Genomic DNA, 18570 nt, shown 5'->3' on the forward strand with positions numbered 1-18570 from the left:
CGTTTGATTTCTTGAGATTTTTTCAGGTGTTTTTCTTGCTTTGGCGGTAGAGCTTGGGCGTTGTGCCCATCTTTTTCTTGAAAACCTGGTTAAAGTGCTCAACATTGTGGTAGCCGGACGCTTCGCACACCTCATAGATCTTCATATCCGTCTGGAGCAGCAGCTGGCTGGCCCGCTCGATCCGCAAAGCGTTCAGATAGCTGATGAAGGTACAGCCGTATTCTTTGGCAAAGCGGGAGCTGAAATACTTTTCGTTGAAGCCCACATGGTCGGCCACCGTCTTGAGGGTGAGCTCCGGGTTGATCAGGTTGTCCTGGATAAAGACCCTGGCCCGGGCCATGGGGTCTGCCTCCTGGTGGGATGCCGCGGCGCAGGCGGACTGCACCCGCCGCAGGATGCCCTGGAGCCACAGCTCCCGGTCGTTGGAAGAATCCATCTCCAGAAGGGTGTCCAGCAGATCCTGCCGCTCGGGCAGGACCGCGGCCAGACTTTGCCCGGAAAGCTGCAGCTTCTGCTCCAGGCCCAGAAGCAAAGCGGCGCACCGGGCGGTGTGGGCCTCGCCCTCCTGCCGGCGCAGGTCCACGAACCAGAGGGAGGTCTGGCGCTGGGCGTCCCGGCCGCCGCCGCAGACCGCTTCCACCAGGCCGGCGCAGGCCGCAGCCTCCTGCTCGCACCGGTGGGCCAGCGAACCATAGCGCAGGCTGCCGCACACCGCTCCCGGGCCGCGCAGGGCAGCCAGGCGGCACAGCTGCCCGCACTGGCGCGCCGCCTCGGGGATCTGGGTGTGGGGGATCACCCCGCTGATCCCCACCGAGACCTCCAGGTTCATCATATCTTTCCAGACCCGGCAGATCTGGCGGACCGCCAGATCCATCCCGCTTTCGGCCCGGAAGGGGTCGGCCGCCTGGTAATACAGCTCATAGTAGGAGGGGTCCACCGCCCGGATGGCTGCCCGGGCACTGACCCGCGGGATCTGGCGGGCCAGCTCCAGCATGGGCCGCTGCATCCGCTCCCGCAGGTCGCCCCCGTAGCGCTGGGCCACCTGGGCGAAGTTCTGCACCGAGAAGGCCGCCGCGATGTACTGCCCTGGCGGGAGGGAAAGCTCCTCCTTCCGGCCGGTCCCCGGGGCCGCCGCCTCATGGAACACCTTGTCCCGCAGGTCGTCCAGCAGGCGGCGGAGGGTGTGTTCGTTCAGGTTGGCTTTCAGCAGGTAATCGTAGGCCCCCAGGCGGAAGGCGTCCCGCACCAGCTCGAATTCGTCGTAGCCCGACAGCACCACCGATACCGGCAGCCGCGCGCTGGCCCGCAGCTGTTCCAGCAGCTGCAGGCCCCCGATGCCCGGCATCTTGATGTCGGTGATCAGCAGGTCCACGTCGTGCAGGCGCAGGTAGTCCAGGGCCTGCAGCCCGTTGATGCAGTCGTGTACGATGTGGTAGCCGCAGCTCTCCCAGTCCAGCAGGGAGGACAGGTTGGCGCGGACCAGGGCGTCGTCATCCACGATCAGTGTCCGGATCATGTGCTTCCTCCTTTTCGCAGCGGTTCAGCGGCAGCCGCAGCCGCACGCAGGTCGAAACGTTGGGCTGGCTCTCCACTTCCATTTTGGCCAGCGGCCCGTAATACAGCCGGATGCGGGCCAGGACGTTTTCCAGTCCGATGCTGGTGTTGTCCTCTTTGGTGCGGGGACGTCCCCGCAGGATCTGCTCGATCTGTTCGGGCGTCATCCCCTGGCCGTTGTCCCGCACCTCCAGGCAGAGGCTGTCTCCCTCGCAGTAGACCGAGATCCAGACCTGGCCCAGCTCCTCATCCATCTCGGTCAGGCCGTGGGTGATGGCGTTTTCCACCAGCGGCTGCAGGATCAGCCGGGGCAGCAGGTAGCCCTCGCACTCCGGCTGGATCTGGTAGTGGACCTCGAACCCCTCGCTGTAACGGATCTGCATCAGATAGACATAGCTGTCCAGCACTTCCAGCTCCTCCCGCACGGTATAGGGGCTGACGTTGCTGCGGAAAGAGCAGGACACGATGCTGATGAGGGCGGCGGCCATCCTGCGGATGCCGTCGTGCCCCGACACCTGGGCCATGAACCGGATCGAGTTGAGGGTGTTGACGATAAAATGGGGGTTGATCTGGCTTTGCAGCGCCTGCATCTCGGCGGCGTGCTTGCGCCGGTGGGCTTCCTCGTTGATGGCCAGCATATTTTTCAGGCTCAGGACCATCTGGTTGAAGGATTCCATCAGGTCGCGGATCTCCTCGTGGCCGCTGGGCTCCACCTGGATGTCCAGGTCGTTGTTGACCAGCTGGCGCATCCCCTGGGCCACCGTCTGGATGGGGGCGACGATGGCGTTCAAAAACCGGCGGGAGAACAGATAGAACAGCCCCAGCAGCCCCGCCACCACCAGCACCAGGGCGCTGCCCACCTGCCGGAACCCCCGGGTCAGCTGTGCCTCCTCGATGAAGGTGACCAGGGTCCAGCCTGTGTCGGGGATGGGCCGGGAGCGGAACAGAAAGAGGGCGGACCCGCCGTTTTCCCGCAGCGGCGCGCGGTGGAGCTGGCTGTCGGCGGAAAACATCCCGGTGTGCGCGGCAAAGTATTCCTGCAGCGCCTGACTGCCGAAATCGCCATAGAGGACCTGGCCGTTCTCGTCCAGCAGGACGGTCCGGCCCAGCTCCTCCCGGCCCCGCGCCCTGCGGATCACATCCCCCGCCTGGGTGGAGGTGAAGAAGGCCAGCAGGTCGATCTGCCCGCTTTTGTCCGAGGAGGTGTCCAGGGCCATCGCCGCCACCAGGATCAGGACATTGCGCCGCTGGCCGGTGTAGGTCAGGCGGACGCGGTTGGTGTCGTAGCCGCCGATCTGGACCTGGTTGGGATCCCGGCGCGCCCGGGCGTACCAGCCGGAAGCCTGCACCGCATCGACCGGCAGGATGATCTTGTCGGCCATATAGACGCTGCCGCCGTCCTTCATATAGAACATCCCGCTGAGGATGTCCTGGGACGGGACCACGGCGGTGTGGAACGCCTGGTCCAGCTGCTGGCTGTAGGTGAAATACTGGTCCGCATTGGCCGCCTGATGCACCTGGGCCGCCATGGCGGGGAACTCGCCGTCGTTGGTGTATACGAAGTGGGACAGCTGCAGGGAAGCGGTGCGGATATCGTTTTCCAGGGCGGAGACTACGCTGTCCTGGAAGGCGTCGATGGTTTCCACCGCCGTCTGCCGGATCAGGTAGCTCACGACGCTGAACGCCCCTATAAACACCACCAGCAGCGGGATGACGACCATGATGGTGAAATTACGAAAATAAAACCGCTTGAGCACCGCCTGCTTTTTCTGGCCGGTCATATGCGTTCCACCTCTCCACTTGTATGACAGGTTCTGCGTACGCTTTGATTATAAGGTTTTGCGGGCTGCTTCGCAAGCGCTGCCAAACAAAAAACGGGCCGGTTTGCAGGGGCGCGGCGCTTGCCGGAAAGACGGCTTTTCCGATGAGAACAAGAATACGACAGAATCTGCACAATTTTGGTATAAAAACTGTCCTCCATTTTGTTAAAATAAATTGTACAAATTGAACAGAAATGCGCCGGAATAGCAGAGAACTGTTCAAGCAGACCAAAAAAGGAGGCATGGTCATGAGAATACGAAGGTTACTGGCAGCTGCCATGGCGGCTGTAATGGCAACAGGAATGTGCGGCGCTGGGGCGCCGGCTCTGGCGGCCGGTCCGGTGTCCGCCCAAAACAAGGAGGTCCAAGCTGAAATGCAGCAGCCCATCAACACTGCCCCCGAGGCAGAAAACAGCCTGTCTTACGAGGGGTACACCCTGCGCTGGCAGGACGAGTTCGACGGCACCACCCTCAACCGGGAGGACTGGAATGTGGAACTGCACGATCCCGGCTGGGTGAACAACGAGCTGCAGGCCTATGTGGACTCGCCGGAGAACATCTACCTACAGGACGGCAGCCTGGTCATCAAGCCGGTGGAGATCAAAAATGCCGACGGCACGGTGTCCTATACGTCGGGCCGCGTCAACACCCAGAACAAGCATGATTTCAAGTACGGCCTGTTCGAGGCCCGGGTCAAGGTGCCGGAAGGCCAGGGTTTCCTGCCCGCTTTCTGGATGATGCCCACCGACGAGAACCTGTACGGCCAGTGGCCCCGCTGCGGTGAGATCGACATCATGGAGGTGCTGGGCAACGACACCACCAAGTCCTACGGCACCGTCCACTATGGCAACCCCCACAGCGAGCAGCAGGGCAGCTATGTGCTGCCTTCCGGCAGCTTCTCCAGCGAGTACCACAACTTTGCGGTGGAGTGGGAGCCGGGCCGCATCAACTGGTATGTGGACGGCAACCTGATCCACACCGCCAACGACTGGTATTCGGCCACCGAAGGGCAGGGCGAGATCACCTATCCCGCCCCCTTTGATCAGCCCTTCTACATCATCCTCAACCTGGCCGTGGGCGGCAACTGGCCCGGCAGCCCGGACGAGACGACCAACATTGCCCAGGCGGCCATGTACATCGATTACGTCCGCGTCTATCAGAAGGACAGCTACGATGAGGATGTGGAGCGTCCCGAGAAGGTGGTGGTCCTGCGCGATCCCGACGCCAACGGGAACTACATCGTCAACGGCGACTTCGCCCAGGCCGAGGACCTGGCGGACGAGTCCGGCTGGATCTTCCTGACCACCCTGGGCGGGCAGGCCCAGGCAGCCATCCAGAACAACACCATGCGGATCGTCACGACCGACGAGGGCACCGTGGATTACAGCGTCCAGCTGGTGCAGCCCGGCCTGCCCCTGAAACAGGGCGGCGTCTATCAGGTCAGCTTTGACGGATGGGCGGACGCTCCCCGCACCATGAAGGTGGGCGTGTCGGCCCCCGACCGCTCCTACCAGCGCTACCTGGAGGATACCACTGTCGCCCTGTCCCCCGAAAGGCAGACCTATACCTACACCTTCACCATGGAGGCGGATGACGACGCCAATGGCCGTCTGGAGTTCAACCTCGGCGCGGCCGGCTCTGCCGCCGGCGTCACCATCGCCAATGTCAGCGTCAAGAAGGTGGGCCAGGAGGACATGAGCCGGCAGGAAAAGACGGTGCTGGCAGACGGCAACTATGTCTACAACGGCAAATTCCAGGAGGGCGAAAAGCGCCTTGGCTACTGGAGCGTCTGGGAGCTGGGCAGCTCGCAGGTCACCGTCACCAACGACAACAATGTCCGCCGGCTGCGGATCGAGGCCGGTCCCTTCACCTCCATCCTCAACCCCGTGGTGGTCTATCAGAAAGACCTGGCCCTGACGGCAGGGGATTATGCGCTCAGCTTTGACGCGGAGGGCGCCGCAGGCAAGAACATCACCGTTCAGGCCGCGGGCCGCAGCTTCAAGGCGGAGATGAACGGCAGCGAGACGGCCTATGAGTACAAGCTCTCGCTGGCCAAGGAGCCCGCCTGCAACGACATCGCCTTCATCATCCGTGAGCCCGGCGTCTACTACATCGACAACGTGCGGATCGAGGAGGACACTCTGATCAAGAACGGCAGCTTCAACGCCGGCTTTGCAGGGTATGAGCTGTACGCCTATACCACTTCCGATGTCAGCTATGTGGTGGACAGCCTGAACGAGGACAACGCCGCCGACATCACCATCCGCAACACCGGCGACGAGGCCTGGAAGATCCAGCTCAAGCAGAGCAATGTGGAGCTGGAGGAGGGGCAGTGGTATCGGCTGTCCTTCCAGGCAAAGTCCAACCTGGACCGCAAACTGATGTTCGCCATCCAGCGCGACGGCTCCGCCGATGACAACTGGACGCCCTATTCCGGCGAAAAGATCGTCCAGCTGGGTGCAGACTACCAGACCTATTCGGTCACGTTCCAGATGGCCTATCCCACCGACCTGAAAGCCGTGCTGAGCATCTCGATGGGCGCCGTGGCCGGGGAACAGATCAGCCAGCAGCACCGCATCTGCATCGACAACATCCTGCTCGAAAAGATCGAGGCCCCCGCCCTCTGATCCTAAAAGCACACATACACAAAATGCCCCCGGCCGCAAGGCCGGGGGCATTTTGAATGGTTAGGACTTGAGCCGGAGAAGATCAGCCTCTCAGCTTTTTGGCCAGCGCCATCACGCGGCCGGCGCAGGTGCGGATGTCCTCTTCGGACAGGCTGCCGTCGGCGTAGGCGCTGCGGATGTCGGCATCGTCGTCGGGGTTGCCGGGCATGATGATGTCGTTGCCGGCTGCGGCGCATTTCCAGGGGGTGCTGCCGTCGTCGGGGACGGTGGTGTTCCAGTCCGACATGATCACCCCGTCGAAGCCCCATTCCTGCCGGGCCAGCACGGTGCACAGGTCGCGGCTGTTGGAGGCGTAGACCCCGTTGATCCGGTTGTAGGAGGACATGATGGCTGCGGGGGCGGCGGTCTTGACGGCGATCTCAAAGCCGCGCAGGTAGATCTCCCGGAGGGCCCGCTGGCTGATCTGGACATCCACGCCCATCCGGTTGTCCTCCTGGTTGTTGCAGGCAAAGTGCTTGATGGTCACCCCGCACCGGCCGCTCTGCTGGACGCCGCAGGTCACGGCGGCTGCCAGTGTGCCGGACAGGAAGGGGTCCTCTGCGTAGTACTCAAAGTTGCGTCCGCACAGGGGGTTGCGCTGGATGTTCATGCCCGGGGCCAGCCACAGGTCCACCCCGAACTCCTCCATCTCGCGGGCGATCGCCCGGCCAAATTCCTCCATGAGGACGGTGTCCCAGGTCTGTGCCAGGGCGGTGCCCACCGGGAAGGCCGTGCAGAACTGATAGTAGGTGTCGGCATTGTCGTGCTGCGGCGGGGTCTCCAGATAGCCGTTTTCCAGCGAGCCCAGCACCCCGACGCCGTAGACCCGGCCCGAGGCGCGGTCCACCTGGTAGCTCTGGCGCAGGCGGAGGCCGGCAGGGCCGTCCGCCATGATCAGGGAGGGCACGCCGTGGCTGGCCTCCAGCTCCTCGGTGCTCTCGCCGGCCGAGCCGGGCACCCGGACGCCGGCCGAACCCAGGGTGCTGGTCCCCTTGGTGATGTTGCCGTACAGCAGGGGGATCAGCTCCTCCACAGGGCCCTCGGCCAGGGGCGCCGCGGGACGCTCGGGGAGGCTCTGGGGCTGGGGGCAGAAGCCGTAGACCGGCAGCTCTGCGGGGTGGGACGCTTCCTTTTGGGCGGCGTCTGCGGCGCCTAGCTCATCCAGCGAATGGTCCAGGGGGCAGATGGGATGGGTCCGCTCGATGAGGGTTTCGGTGTCCACGCGGATCTGGGCGCAGAGGGTCACCGAGGCGCTGCTGTTGCCCACCCAGACGCCATAGAGGCCCTGCTCCACCACCCAGCCCTGCTTTTGCGGGGCAAAGGTGGCCAGCTGTTTTTGGGGGATGCGGATGGTCAGGGTCTGGCGCTCCTCGGGGGCCAGGAGGCGGGTCTTGGCAAAGCCTGCCAGCCGGCGCAGTTCCTTGGCGCCGCCGTTCTGGGGGCAGGAGATGTAGACCTGCACCACTTCCCGGCCGGAGAAGCAGATGCCTGCGTTTTCGGTCTCCACGTCCACCTCGATGGCGTCCGATCCCACGCGCAGGCCCGCAAAGCGCAGCGAAAAGTTGGTGTAGGACAGCCCGTAGCCGAAGGGGAACAGGGGCTGCACCCCAAAGCTGTCAAAGTAGCGGTAGCCTACATAGATCCCCTCCTGGTAGACGGCCTTTTCCAGGTCGCCGTCCAGGTAGCTGAAACGCTCGGCGCAGGGATAGTCGGTGTAGCGCCGGGCCCAGGTGGCAGTCAGCTTGCCTTCCGGCGTGGTCTTGCCCAGCAGTACGTCTGCCACGGCATGGCCCCCTTCCTGGCCCAGCTGGGACAGCTGCAGCACCGCCTCGATGTGGACCGCCACGTCCAGCAGGTCGGTCAGCTCCACGGGGCCGCCGGCGTTGAGCAGCAGGACGATGGGCAGGCCCAGACGGTCCAGGGTGCGCAGGTCGTTCCACTCGCTGTCGCTGAGATAGTAGTCGCCTTTTTCCAGGCGGCGGTCCTTGCCCTCGCCCGCGATCCGGCTCAGGACATAGACCACGGCTGCCGCGCCCTGCACGTCCTGGGGCATGATGGGCCGGCCCTGGGGCAGGACAAAGGGGTTGGCCGAATAGGCGTCAAAGGGATTGTCCACCTGTTTGGCCGCCTCCAGCACCTTCTGTTTCCAGGCGGCGCGGGCCGCATGATAGCGGGCCTCGTAGTCCTCGATCCAGCCCTCGCTTGTCAGGCGCAGCCCTGCGCCCTTCAAGCCCTGGTAGATGGAGACGTTGGAGCGGTTGTTGACGTCGCCCGAGCCGATCCCGCCCTTGACCGTCCGGCTGGCGCCGGCGCCGAACAGCGCCACCGGGGCCGAGAGATCCAGAGGCAGGGTGCCCGTGTTTTTCAGCAGGACGATGCCTTCTGCGGCGGCCCGGCGGGCCAGACGGCCGTGTTCCTGCTCCCGCAGGGAAGGCTCCTGGATGAGGGTGCCGCTGTATGTGCGTGCGTGTGTCATAATGACCTCCGTTTGTGTTCTTCCGCCGAGAAAAAGCCGCCATAGCTTGGACCATGGCGGCTTTTCCCGAACGTTTGTGATGTAGAAGAAGGAGAAAGATAAATGCTTATTCCTTTACACCGCCCAGCGTGATGCCGGCAATGATGTACTTGGAGAGGAGGAGATAAACGAGGATGATCGGCACGATGGCCACCATGATCATCATGTAGATCTTGCCCATGTCAAAGTTCATGTAGTCCGCGCCGCGCAGCGTGGCGATCAGGATGGGCACCGTCATCTTATCCTTGGACTGGATGATCAGGGCGGGAACGAAGTAGTTGTTCCACGAACCGACGAAGCTGAAGATGGCCTGCACCGCGATGGCGGGTTTCATGATGGGAAGCACGATGCGGTTGAAGGTGTGGAACTCGCCCGAACCATCGATGCGGGCCGCTTCCACCAGGGACAGCGGCAAGGAGGACTTCAGGTAGCTGTACATGAAGTAGAAGATGGAGGGGGATGCGATGGACGGGATGATCAGAGGCCACAGGGTATCGTACAGGCCCATGTTGGTGATCAGCCGCAGAAAGCCCATGGCGGTGACTTGGGTGGGCATGACCAGGATGCCCATGATGAAGGTGAAGGCGAACTTCTTCAGCTTGAAGTTGTAGGCGTAGAGGCCGTAGGCTGTCAGAGCCGAGAAGTAGGTGCACAGTGCCGCCGACGCCGAGGAAACGATCAGACTGTTGAGGATGCCCTTGAACATGGGGAAGCTGCCGTCGTTGGCCACGTTCTTGAGGTTTTCAAAGAAGTAGTTGCCCGGCAGCCAGGAGAAGCCCTTCTGCAGGTCGGCGTGGGAACGCGTGGAGTTGATGATCAGGATGTAAAAGAAGAACAGGCACAGGAACGACAGGATCGCCAGCACGACATAGGCAAGGATGGTCTCGCCCATTTTGACGCGTCTGTTTTTCATACCTCTGCGCCTCCTTTCTTTTTCGCCGTATGGGCAGGCTTGGCCGCAGTGTCATCCTTGCCGTTGGTCATACGGTAGACGATGAAGCACAGGATGCCGCTGACGATGAACAGGAACACCGAGAGAGCGCCGGCCATGCCGTAGTTGCGGCTCTTGAGGTGGTTGTTCAGGAACATGATCAGGGTCATCGAGGTACGGTCGGGGCTGCCCTGACCGTTGGTCAGGATCTGAGGCACGTCGAACATCTGCAGGCCGCCGATGATCGAGGTGATCAGGGTGTAGGCCAGGATGGGCCGGATGAGGGGCAGCGTGATGCGGAAGAAGCGTTTGACGCTGGTGCAGCCGTCCAGCTCGGCAGCCTCAAAGATCTCGGGGCTGATGCCCATGATGGCGGCCATCAGCATGATGGTGGTGTTGCCGAACCACATCAGGAAGTTCATCAGGCCCACCAGGCTGCGGGTGCCAAACGCCGTGCCCATGAAGTCGATGGGCTCCTTGGTGATGCCCATCGACATCAAGATCGAGTTGATGGGGCCGCTGTTGGAGAACAGGGCGAAGAACAGCATGGCGAAGGCCGAAGCCATGATCAGGTTGGGCAGGTAGATGACCACCTTGAAAAACTGCTTGCCGCGGATCTGGAGCCGCATATCGGTGAACCAGTTGGCCAGCAGCAGTGCGATGACGATCTGGGGGATGAAGCCGATCAGCCACAGCAGCAGGGTGTTGCCCGCGTACTTGAGCAGGTCGGACTCAAAGAGGCTCTTGTAGTTCTGCAGCCCGATGAAGTTGGGGCCGATCTCTTTGATGCCGGAGCGGTAATACTCATAAAAGCTGTAGCGGATGGTATCCACCAGCGGGATCAGAGAAAAAATGAAAAAGCACAGAAAGAACGGGATGATAAAAATGTATCCCCACTTTGCATAACTCAGGTGCTTGCGTTTTGGTTGCTTCATAACTCACCGTTCCTTTCTCTGGAAAAACCGGCATGGGGTTTCAGGCCGGGATGGATGGCGCTGCCGGTCAGTCGGGCCACTGGACCGTGGTGATGTCGGGGTAGCGCTCCATGATGGAGGTCTCGAAGTTCTCCTTGGCACGGTCGAAGTCAACGTTGCCCTGGAAGTAATCGCTGAAGGCGTTCTGGATCAGCTCGACGCAGCCCTGGTCATAGGAGGACAGGGGAGCCATGACGATGTTCTGGGCCACGGGAGAGAAGTACTCGTAGGCATTCTGGCCGCCCAGGAAGGCAGAGGCGAAGGAATCGTCGCTGGCGGCTTCTTCCATGCCGCTCACGGTGTTGGTGAAGTCGAGGTAATCCTTGGAGATCTTGATCAGGTTGTCCTTGTCGGCGGTCAGGGCCAGGATGATGTCCCGCACGTGCTCGGGGTTATCGGTGCCCTGGCAGGCGTGGATGTAGGAACCGCCCCAGTTGTACTCCTGCGGGGGATTGGTGACAGCCCAGGAACCCTCGGGGCCGTCCCAGTTGGGGGCCAGGGTGAAGTCGATGCCCCAGGCCGGCATCAGGAAAGCGAACACCTTGGAGGCGGAGCCCATCGACTTGTTCCAGTCGTCGTTGAACTGGCCCTTGACGGTCTTGTTCAGGTAGCCGGCGTCCAGCCACTCCTTGGAGTCGGTGACCCACTTCATGATCTGGGCGTCCACGGTGATGGTGCCGGAGCCCTCAACGCCCCAGGGCTGGCTGATGCTGTTGCCGTACAAGCGGAAGGTGTCGGCGTAGGAGGCCAGTGCATAGTAGCCCTTGGCCTTCAGTTCCTCGGCGGTGGCGCGGAAGGTATCCCAGTCCTTGACCTTCTCGCCGATGGCCACGGGATCGTCGGTGCCGAAGGTGTCCAGAGCGATGTCGCGGCGGTAGACCAGCAGGCCGGGGCAGCACTGCCAGGTGGAACCGCGCTGCACGCCGTTGGCGTCCGAAGCGGTGGTCTTGGTAAAGGGATACTGGTCGGCCAGGTCGGTGTCGGGGTCGATGCCCAGGTCGGTCAGGGGCATGGCCACGTCGGCAGCGGCGTCGGTATACTTAAAGACGTAGTCGGTCTCGGACAGGAAGATGTCCACCTTGTCGTCGGCGGCAGCGCTTGCCTGGTTCAGCAGGGCCTCGTCCAGCTTCTGCTGATAGACGCCGTCCTGGTTGGGGTTGATGATCCAGTGGATCTCAGTGCCGTCCTTCAGGGTGGTCACGGTGCCGTCGTCCGAGGTGCTCTCCACTTCGGGATAAACGGCTTCCAGACGGGTGCGGAACTCGTCGTTCCAGCTGTAGATGTTGATGACCTTGCCCTCGGCCGTGGCGCCGGCGCCGGATGCAGCGCCGGATGTGGCGGTGGAATCACCGCCGCCGCAGGCGGCCAGCAAACTGGTGGTGCCCACAGCGCCCACGCCCTTCAGGAAAGAGCGGCGGCTGATTTTGCTTGCGTTCATAGTATGTACCTCCTCTTTGGTCGTGCAGTGGGGGCTTTTTTGTGGGAGCCCCGTCTTGTAACTGTATTATAACGGAATATTTCCGGCTGAATATATAACAATTCCATAAAAAATATCAAATCCTTGACAAGCTTTTGGACATAAGAGTAAAATGCGTCATGATTCTGACACTTTTGCGCATGGTTTTGATTTTGGGCTGCGTCCGGATCCTATATAATATGGGTAAACATACTGCAATGGAAAGGAGAGGTATCATTGAACCATCTGCACTTTGTGGACGGGGACGGCAGCTTCACCCTCAGCAAGCCCGAAAATGTCAGTTATCTGTACTTCCCGCTTGCCTCGGAGACCGGGATGAAGAGCTCTGTCACCCCCAATCTGGGCGGCGACGCCAAGCTGGATCAGGAGACGTTCCTGCTGGAGCCGGTCAGCGCGGAGAACCTGCACAATAACCGCTCGGTGCGCAATTTCTGGCTGGCAGGGCCGGAAGGCGAAGTCTTTTCGGCGGCAGGGGCCTCGGCCGGGCAGGAGGCCGCCCGCTTCACGCCCGCCCAGGACGACAGCGCGGTGACCGCCGGCCTGATGTGGCACACCCTGGAGCGGGACTGGAAGGACATGGGGCTGCACACAGCAGTCACCACCTTCTGCCCCCGGCGGGACCGTGTGGAGATCATGCTGGTCTGTGTGCACAACCGGTCGGACCAGCCCCGCCGGGTGACCCCCACCGCGGCCATCCCCCTCTATGGCCGCAGCGCGGACAACATCCGGGACCACCGCAACGTCACCTCGATGCTGCACCGCATCTGGACCGGGGACAACGGCGTGATGGTGCGGCCCACCATGTCCTTTGATGAGCGCGGGCACCGGCCCAACCACAAGATCTATTATGTGTGGGGCTGCGGCCCCGACGGGCAGAAGCCGGAGGGCTTTTACCCCACCGTGGAGGACTTTTTGGGGGAAGGCGGGACCTACCTGCATCCCCGGGCCGTCCTGGAAGGGCGCCCCGGCGCTGCGGCCGGCTGCACGGCGGAAGGCCGTGAGGCCATGGGCGCATTCCGCTTCCCGGCCGTCACCCTGGCGCCCGGCCAGAAGGCGGAATATGTCCTGCTGCTGGGCGTAGAGGACAGCGAGGCGGATATTGCCGCCGTCTGGGAAAAGTACGGCGGACAGGAAAAGGCCCTGGACGCGCTGGAGAGCACCCGGGCCGACTGGCTGGAGAAGGTGAACGTCCGCTTTGCCACCGGCGACGCGGATTTTGACTGCCTGATGCGGTGGGTCTGCTTCCAGCCCTTCCTGCGGCGGCTGTTCGGCTGCTCCTTCCTCCCGCACCACGACTATGGCCGGGGCGGCCGGGGATGGCGCGATCTTTGGCAGGACTGCCTCTCCCTGCTGCTGATGGACCCCGGCGGGGTCGGCCGGATGATCGAGAAGAACTTCGGCGGCGTGCGGATCGACGGCACCAACGCCACCATCATCGGGGACGGGGACGGCAATTTCATCGCAGACCGCAACGGCATTGCCCGTGTCTGGATGGACCACGCCCTGTGGCCCCAGATGACCGTCAAGCTGTACATAGACCAGACCGGCGACGTGGCCATCCTGAACCGGCAGGCCCCCTATTTCAAGGACGCACAGGCCATGCGGGGCACCCGGATCGATCCCGAACACCGGCCCGAGCAGGGCTGCTGGCAGCGCACGGCCGGCGGGGAGGTGTATGCAGGCACCATCCTGGAGCATCTGCTCATCCAGCAGCTGGCCGCATTTTATGAGGTGGGCCGGCACAACATCTACCGCCTGCGGGGCGCAGACTGGAACGATGCGCTGGATATGGCCGCCGCGCATGGTGAGAGCGTCGCCTTCACCTGCGCCTATGCCGGCAACCTGCGGGAGCTGGCGGGGATGATCCGCCTGCTGCAGCGCAGCACCGGAGCCGCCAGCGCCCGCATCCTGGAGGAGGCTCTGGTGCTGCTGAACGACCAGCCCGAGGTGCTGGACCAGGTGGAGGCCAAGCACCGGGTGCTGGAGCAGTACGCCGGCGCGTGCAGCCACACCATCAGCGGCCGGCAGGTGGAAGTCCGGCTGGAAGATCTGGCCGCCAGCCTGGAAAAGAAGGCCAGCTGGCTGACCGCATGGCTGCAGGGCCATGAGTGGATCGACGCGGGCGACGGCCAGGGCTGGTACAACAGCTACTACGATGACCATGGCCGGGCGGTGGAAGGCATCTTCCCCACCGGCGTGCGCATGATGCTGACAGGGCAGGTGTTTGCCATCATGGGCGGCGTGGCCACCGACGCGCAGGTCGGCCAGATCACCCGGAGCGCAGACCGCTATCTCTATCGCAGGGAGATCGGCGGCTACCGGCTGAATACTGATTTCCACGAACTGAAGTTCGATCTGGGACGGATGTTCGGCTTTGCCTATGGTGAAAAGGAGAACGGCGCGGTCTTCTCCCACATGGCTGTGATGTACGCCAACGCGCTTTACCGCCGGGGCTTCGTGCAGGAGGGCTGGAAGGCCCTGAAGAGCCTGGCGGATACCGCGCTGGATTTCGACACCAGCCGCATCTACCCGGGCATCCCCGAATACTTCCGCGCCGACGGCCGGGGGATGTACCACTACCTCACCGGCGCGGCCAGCTGGTACATGATGACCATGATCACCCAGGCCTTTGGCGTGCGCGGCGAAGCCGGGGATCTGCTGCTGGAGCCCAAGCTGACCGCCGGCCAGTTCGACGAAAAGGGCCGCGCCATGGTCAGCGTTACCTTTGCAGGACGCAGGCTGACGGTCTGCTATGAAAACCCGGAGAGGCTGGATTATGGCAGCTACCGGATCGGGGCTGCGGCGTGTGACGGCGCAGAGCTGTGTGCAGGCAGCTCGAGCAGCCTTCTGATCTCCCGGGCCATGGTGGAAGCACTGCCGGCTGCGCCGGAACACCGTATCACGGTGACGCTCTGCTGAACGAAGCAGGCAGGGAACAGATAGATCAAAAAAAGGAAACGATTTTATGAGATACGGATACTTTGACGATGCCGCCCGTGAATATGTGATCGACCGCCCCGATACCCCGGCCCCCTGGGTCAACTATCTGGGCTCGCCGGAATATGGCGCCATCATTTCCAACAACGCAGGCGGGTACAGCTTTGCCCGCTCGGGCGCAAACGGGCGCATCCTGCGCTATGTGTTCAACCAGTTCGACCGCCCCGGCCGCTACCTCTATCTGCGGGACAACGCCAGCGGCGACTACTGGTCGGCTTCCTGGCAGCCGGTGGCAAAGCCGGTGGACGTCTACCGGAGCGAGTGCCGCCACGGCATGGGCTACACCAAAATGAAGGCCAGCTATGCCGGCATCCGCTCGGAGGCGGCCTACTATGTGCCCCAGGGCAAGGCCTATGAGGTCTGGGCCCTGACGGTGGCCAACGAGTCGGACCGCCCCCGCAGCCTGACCCTGACCGGCTACGCCGAGTTCACCAACCACAGCAACTACGAGCAGGACCAGGTCAACCTGCAATACTCCCTCTTTATCAGCCGCACCCTGTTCGAGGGCAACCGCGTCACCCAGCAGATCCATGGCAATCTGGACGCCCTGGCGCAGGGGGAGGATGTGGATGACAAGACGGTGACCGAGCGCTTCTTTGGTCTGGCCGGCGCGCCGGTGTCCTCCTACTGCGGGGACAAGTCGGTCTTTCTCGGACCCTACCACGACTACGGCGACCCCGCCGGCGTCGCTGCCGGGGACCTGGGCAACACCGACAGCTACAACGAGAACAGCTGCGGCGCCCTGTCCTGCGTGGTGGAGCTGGCCCCCGGTGAGCAGAAGACGGTGGCGTTCGTGCTGGGGATGAAGCCCTCGGCCGAGGCGGCCGAGATCCTGCAGGACTATGCCGACCCCGCCGCCGCGGCTGCCCGTGAGATCGAGGCTTTGAAGGCGGAGTGGTATGGCCGGTTCAGCCATCTGCAGGTCCAGACCCCCGACCCGGCCTTCAACACCATGCTGAACACCTGGAACGCCTACAACTGCTTCATCACGTTTGTGTGGTCCCGGGCTGCGTCCCTCATCTACTGCGGCCTGCGCAACGGCTACGGCTACCGGGATACCGTGCAGGATATCCAGGGCATCATCCATCTGGAGCCCGAAATGGCCTGCGAGAAGATCCGCTTCATGCTGTCCGCCCAGGTGGACAACGGCGGCGGGCTCCCCCTGGTCAAGTTCACCCACAACCCCGGCCACGAGGATACCCCGGACGACGCCTCCTATGTCAAGGAGACCGGCCACCCCGCCTACCGCGCCGACGACGCCCTGTGGCTGTTCCCCACGGTGTACAAATATGTGGCCGAGACCGGCAACACCGCTTTCCTGGATGAGGTGATCCCCTTTGCCAACCGGTCCGAGGGCACGGTCTATGAGCACCTGAAGCGCGCCGTGCAGTTCTCGCTGGATCACCTGGGCCCCCACGGCCTGCCTGCCGGCCTGTACGCCGACTGGAACGACTGCCTGCGTCTGGGCGCCAACGGCGAGTCCACCTTCGTGGCCCTGCAGTTCTACTATGCCATGCGGATCCTGCGTCAGTTTGCGACCCATCGCGGGGCCGAAGCGGACGTCCAGTGGCTGGATGGGAAGCTGGCCGAATACGAGAGCAAGATCCAGGACCTCTGCTGGGACGGCGACCGCTTCATCCGCGGCTACACCGAGACAGGGGAGCGGATCGGCGCGGCCGGCGACCCCGAAGCAAACTTCTGGCTCAACCCCCAGAGCTGGGCCGTCATCAGCGGCCTTGCCACCGCCGGCCAGCGTGAGACGGTGATGGACGGGGTCAGCCAGCGTCTGAATACCGCCTACGGTGCCGTCCTGATGGACCCGCCGTACCATGCCCACGCCTTTGACGGCGCCCTGGCGGTCATCTACAACCCCGGCACCAAAGAGAACGCCGGCATCTTCTCCCAGTCCCAGGGCTGGCTGATCCTGGCGGAGGCCCTCTGCGGCCATGGCCGGCGCGCGTTCGGCTACTTTACCGAGAATGCCCCCGCCGCCCAGAACGACCGGGCCGAGATCCGCCATCTGGAACCCTACTGCTACGGCCAGTTCACCGAGGGCCCGGCCAGCAAACACTTTGGCCGCTCGCAGGTCCACTGGCTGACCGGCACCGCGTCCACCGTCATGGTGGGCTGCGTGGAGGGCATCCTGGGCCTGCGGCCCGACCTGGACGGTCTCCGTCTGGCCCCGGCCATCCCCGCCGAGTGGGACGGCTTTGCCATGGACAAGGATTTCCGCGGCAAGAAGCTGCACATCCGGGTGGAGAACCCGGACCATCGGGAATCCGGTTTCCGCAGCATGACGGTCAATGGCACCGCCTATTCCAGCAGCTACATCCCCGCAGATGCGCTGCAGGAAGAAAATCAAATCGTGCTTGTCCTCTAATATCTGTCTGCACAATAAAAGGAACGCCGCGAAGGCACGCCCTCTTTGGGGCTGCGCTTTCGCGGCGTTCCTTTTATGCGGATCTCAGTTTGGCTGGTCTGTGGGGGCGGACGCAGCCCGGCGGCTCCGGCGGCCCCGTGACGGTTCGGCGTTCCACTCCATCATATAGTAGGTGTCCCGGTACTTTTTGGGGGTCATCCCCACCACCTCGCGGAACTGCTGGATGAAGTGGCTTTGGGACGAGAAAGACAGCCGGTTGGCGATCTCGATCATCGAGTCGTTGCTGAACCGCAGCAGATTCTTGGCCATATCGATCTTGCGGTTGCGGATATAGGCGCTGACCGAGATGCCGGTCTCCTTTTTGAACAGGCGGGACAGATAGCTGGCCGAAACGCCCAGCACATCGGCCAGGTCCTCGATGGTGATCCGCTCTTTGATGTGGGAATAGATATACTCCTTGCAGGCGTTGATGTGCTTGGAGTTGGTGTTGTTGTGGTGGTAGCGGCGCATCTTCTCGGCGTAATCCATCACCATCTCGTCGTGCAGGTGCTTGATCTCATCCACCGTGCGGATGTCGTCCAGTTTCTGGATGTAGAAATCGCTCATCCGGAAGGCCTGTTCCAGCTCCATGCCATACTGCCGGCACATACGGGTCACCATGGCGGTGGTGACAACAAAATGATACTTCAAATTCATGACCGGGTCTTTGGACAGGACCCCCACCCCGTCCAGATCCATGAAGCGGTCCTGCTCACAGTTCTTGCGCACTGCGTCCACTTCACCGTTGGCTACGGCACGGTAAAACAAGAATTCTTCGCTGGGTTCGCGGTGCTCTGTTTCGTCCATGTCATCGTTGGCTTCGATCACAAGCCATTCGTCTTTGTAACTCATAGATACGCTCCCTTCTGCAGTCGATCCCGTTCAAGGAAAGTAACATACAAGTGTTGTTTATGTTGGGACTGTACAAACGTACAGATGCCGTTTCTGGCGAGCCACCACTTAATTATAATAACACACCGGAGGCATTTTCTCAAGGGCCGAAACAAAACAGGGAGCATCCGTTTTCTCTGCCCCGGCACCCCGGCCGCACAGGAAAGGCCCGCCTGCCAAGAAAGCCCCCGGCGTCCGAAGTTAGAGATTTCAAACTAAAGAAAATAAAGAAAAAATGGAAAAATTGAAAATTGGGTCTTGACACCGGGGGGGGTATGTTATGATAGGCACACAAAGGAAAGGACCTTCCTTTGAACCTGTTTTGG

The 18570-nt window shown here is 62.4% G+C and carries 10 protein-coding genes; 3 read left to right on the plus strand and 7 right to left on the minus strand.

Annotated elements, in window-relative coordinates; genetic code table 11:
• Positions 1–22: 22 nt before the first annotated feature.
• Complete coding sequence (locus B5G12_RS10680) at positions 23–1516, minus strand: helix-turn-helix domain-containing protein (protein ID WP_087324889.1); 1494 nt, start codon at positions 1514–1516, stop codon at positions 23–25.
• A complete protein-coding gene (locus B5G12_RS10685) occupies positions 1491–3335 on the minus strand; it encodes a sensor histidine kinase (protein WP_087324890.1) in 1845 nt (614 codons plus the stop codon). The genes B5G12_RS10680 and B5G12_RS10685 overlap by 26 nt, the downstream gene beginning before the upstream one ends.
• A gap of 413 nt (positions 3336–3748) precedes the next feature.
• Between B5G12_RS10685 and B5G12_RS10690 the strand changes: the two genes are divergently transcribed.
• The gene (locus tag B5G12_RS10690; RefSeq protein ID WP_242956013.1) at positions 3749–6001 is read left to right on the plus strand and encodes a carbohydrate binding domain-containing protein; all 2253 of its coding nucleotides are present in this window, start codon (positions 3749–3751) and stop codon (positions 5999–6001) included.
• 82 nt (positions 6002–6083) lie between these two features.
• On the opposite strand, the gene B5G12_RS10695 is transcribed toward B5G12_RS10690, so the two are convergent.
• The 4 genes from B5G12_RS10695 to B5G12_RS10710 all read right to left on the minus strand — a co-directional run bounded on the left by B5G12_RS10695 (position 6084) and on the right by B5G12_RS10710 (position 11898).
• Positions 6084–8516 (minus strand): glycoside hydrolase family 3 protein, encoded by a 2433-nt coding sequence (locus B5G12_RS10695; RefSeq protein ID WP_087324892.1) that lies wholly within the window; start codon positions 8514–8516, stop codon positions 6084–6086.
• A gap of 106 nt (positions 8517–8622) precedes the next feature.
• A complete protein-coding gene (locus B5G12_RS10700) occupies positions 8623–9468 on the minus strand; it encodes a carbohydrate ABC transporter permease (RefSeq protein ID WP_087232009.1) in 846 nt (281 codons plus the stop codon).
• Entirely contained in the window at positions 9465–10421 is a 957-nt protein-coding gene (locus B5G12_RS10705; RefSeq protein ID WP_087324893.1) for a carbohydrate ABC transporter permease, read from the minus strand. Before B5G12_RS10705 ends, B5G12_RS10700 begins: the two co-directional genes overlap by 4 nt.
• A 67-nt stretch (positions 10422–10488) precedes the next feature.
• The gene (locus B5G12_RS10710; RefSeq protein WP_087324894.1) at positions 10489–11898 is read right to left on the minus strand and encodes a twin-arginine translocation signal domain-containing protein; all 1410 of its coding nucleotides are present in this window, start codon (positions 11896–11898) and stop codon (positions 10489–10491) included.
• A 255-nt stretch (positions 11899–12153) separates the two neighbouring features.
• On the opposite strand from B5G12_RS10710, the gene B5G12_RS10715 reads away from it, so the two are divergent.
• Both B5G12_RS10715 and B5G12_RS10720 read left to right on the plus strand, forming a co-directional pair.
• Positions 12154–14856 carry a GH36-type glycosyl hydrolase domain-containing protein gene (locus tag B5G12_RS10715; RefSeq protein WP_087324895.1) on the plus strand — a complete coding sequence of 901 codons (2703 nt, stop codon included), beginning with the start codon at positions 12154–12156 and terminating at the stop codon, positions 14854–14856.
• Positions 14857–14902: 46 nt separating this feature from the next.
• Complete coding sequence (locus tag B5G12_RS10720; RefSeq protein WP_087324896.1) at positions 14903–17314, plus strand: glycoside hydrolase family 94 protein; 2412 nt, start codon at positions 14903–14905, stop codon at positions 17312–17314.
• Between the two features lie 84 nt (positions 17315–17398).
• Here the strand turns inward: B5G12_RS10720 and B5G12_RS10725 are convergent, their stop codons facing one another.
• Positions 17399–18205, minus strand: coding sequence for a helix-turn-helix transcriptional regulator (locus B5G12_RS10725; protein WP_087232024.1), 807 nt, complete (start codon positions 18203–18205; stop codon positions 17399–17401).
• Between the last annotated feature and the right edge of the window lie 365 nt (positions 18206–18570).

Origin of the sequence: Faecalibacterium sp. An58, from assembly GCF_002161515.1 — a bacterium.
Lineage (GTDB): Bacteria > Bacillota > Clostridia > Oscillospirales > Ruminococcaceae > Faecalibacterium > Faecalibacterium avium.

Excerpts from the sequence above, each read along its gene's own strand:
- B5G12_RS10710 (WP_087324894.1), bottom strand. The coding sequence starts at position 11,898 with ATGAACGCAAGCAAAATCAGCCGCCGCTCTTTCCTGAAGGGCGTGGGC.
- B5G12_RS10720 (WP_087324896.1), top strand. The coding sequence starts at position 14,903 with ATGAGATACGGATACTTTGACGATGCCGCCCGTGAATATGTGATCGAC.
- B5G12_RS10690 (WP_242956013.1), top strand. The coding sequence starts at position 3,749 with ATGCAGCAGCCCATCAACACTGCCCCCGAGGCAGAAAACAGCCTGTCT.
- B5G12_RS10700 (WP_087232009.1), bottom strand. The coding sequence starts at position 9,468 with ATGAAAAACAGACGCGTCAAAATGGGCGAGACCATCCTTGCCTATGTC.
- B5G12_RS10695 (WP_087324892.1), bottom strand. The coding sequence starts at position 8,516 with ATGACACACGCACGCACATACAGCGGCACCCTCATCCAGGAGCCTTCC.
- B5G12_RS10685 (WP_087324890.1), bottom strand. The coding sequence starts at position 3,335 with ATGACCGGCCAGAAAAAGCAGGCGGTGCTCAAGCGGTTTTATTTTCGT.
- B5G12_RS10680 (WP_087324889.1), bottom strand. The coding sequence starts at position 1,516 with ATGATCCGGACACTGATCGTGGATGACGACGCCCTGGTCCGCGCCAAC.
- B5G12_RS10705 (WP_087324893.1), bottom strand. The coding sequence starts at position 10,421 with ATGAAGCAACCAAAACGCAAGCACCTGAGTTATGCAAAGTGGGGATAC.
- B5G12_RS10725 (WP_087232024.1), bottom strand. The coding sequence starts at position 18,205 with ATGAGTTACAAAGACGAATGGCTTGTGATCGAAGCCAACGATGACATG.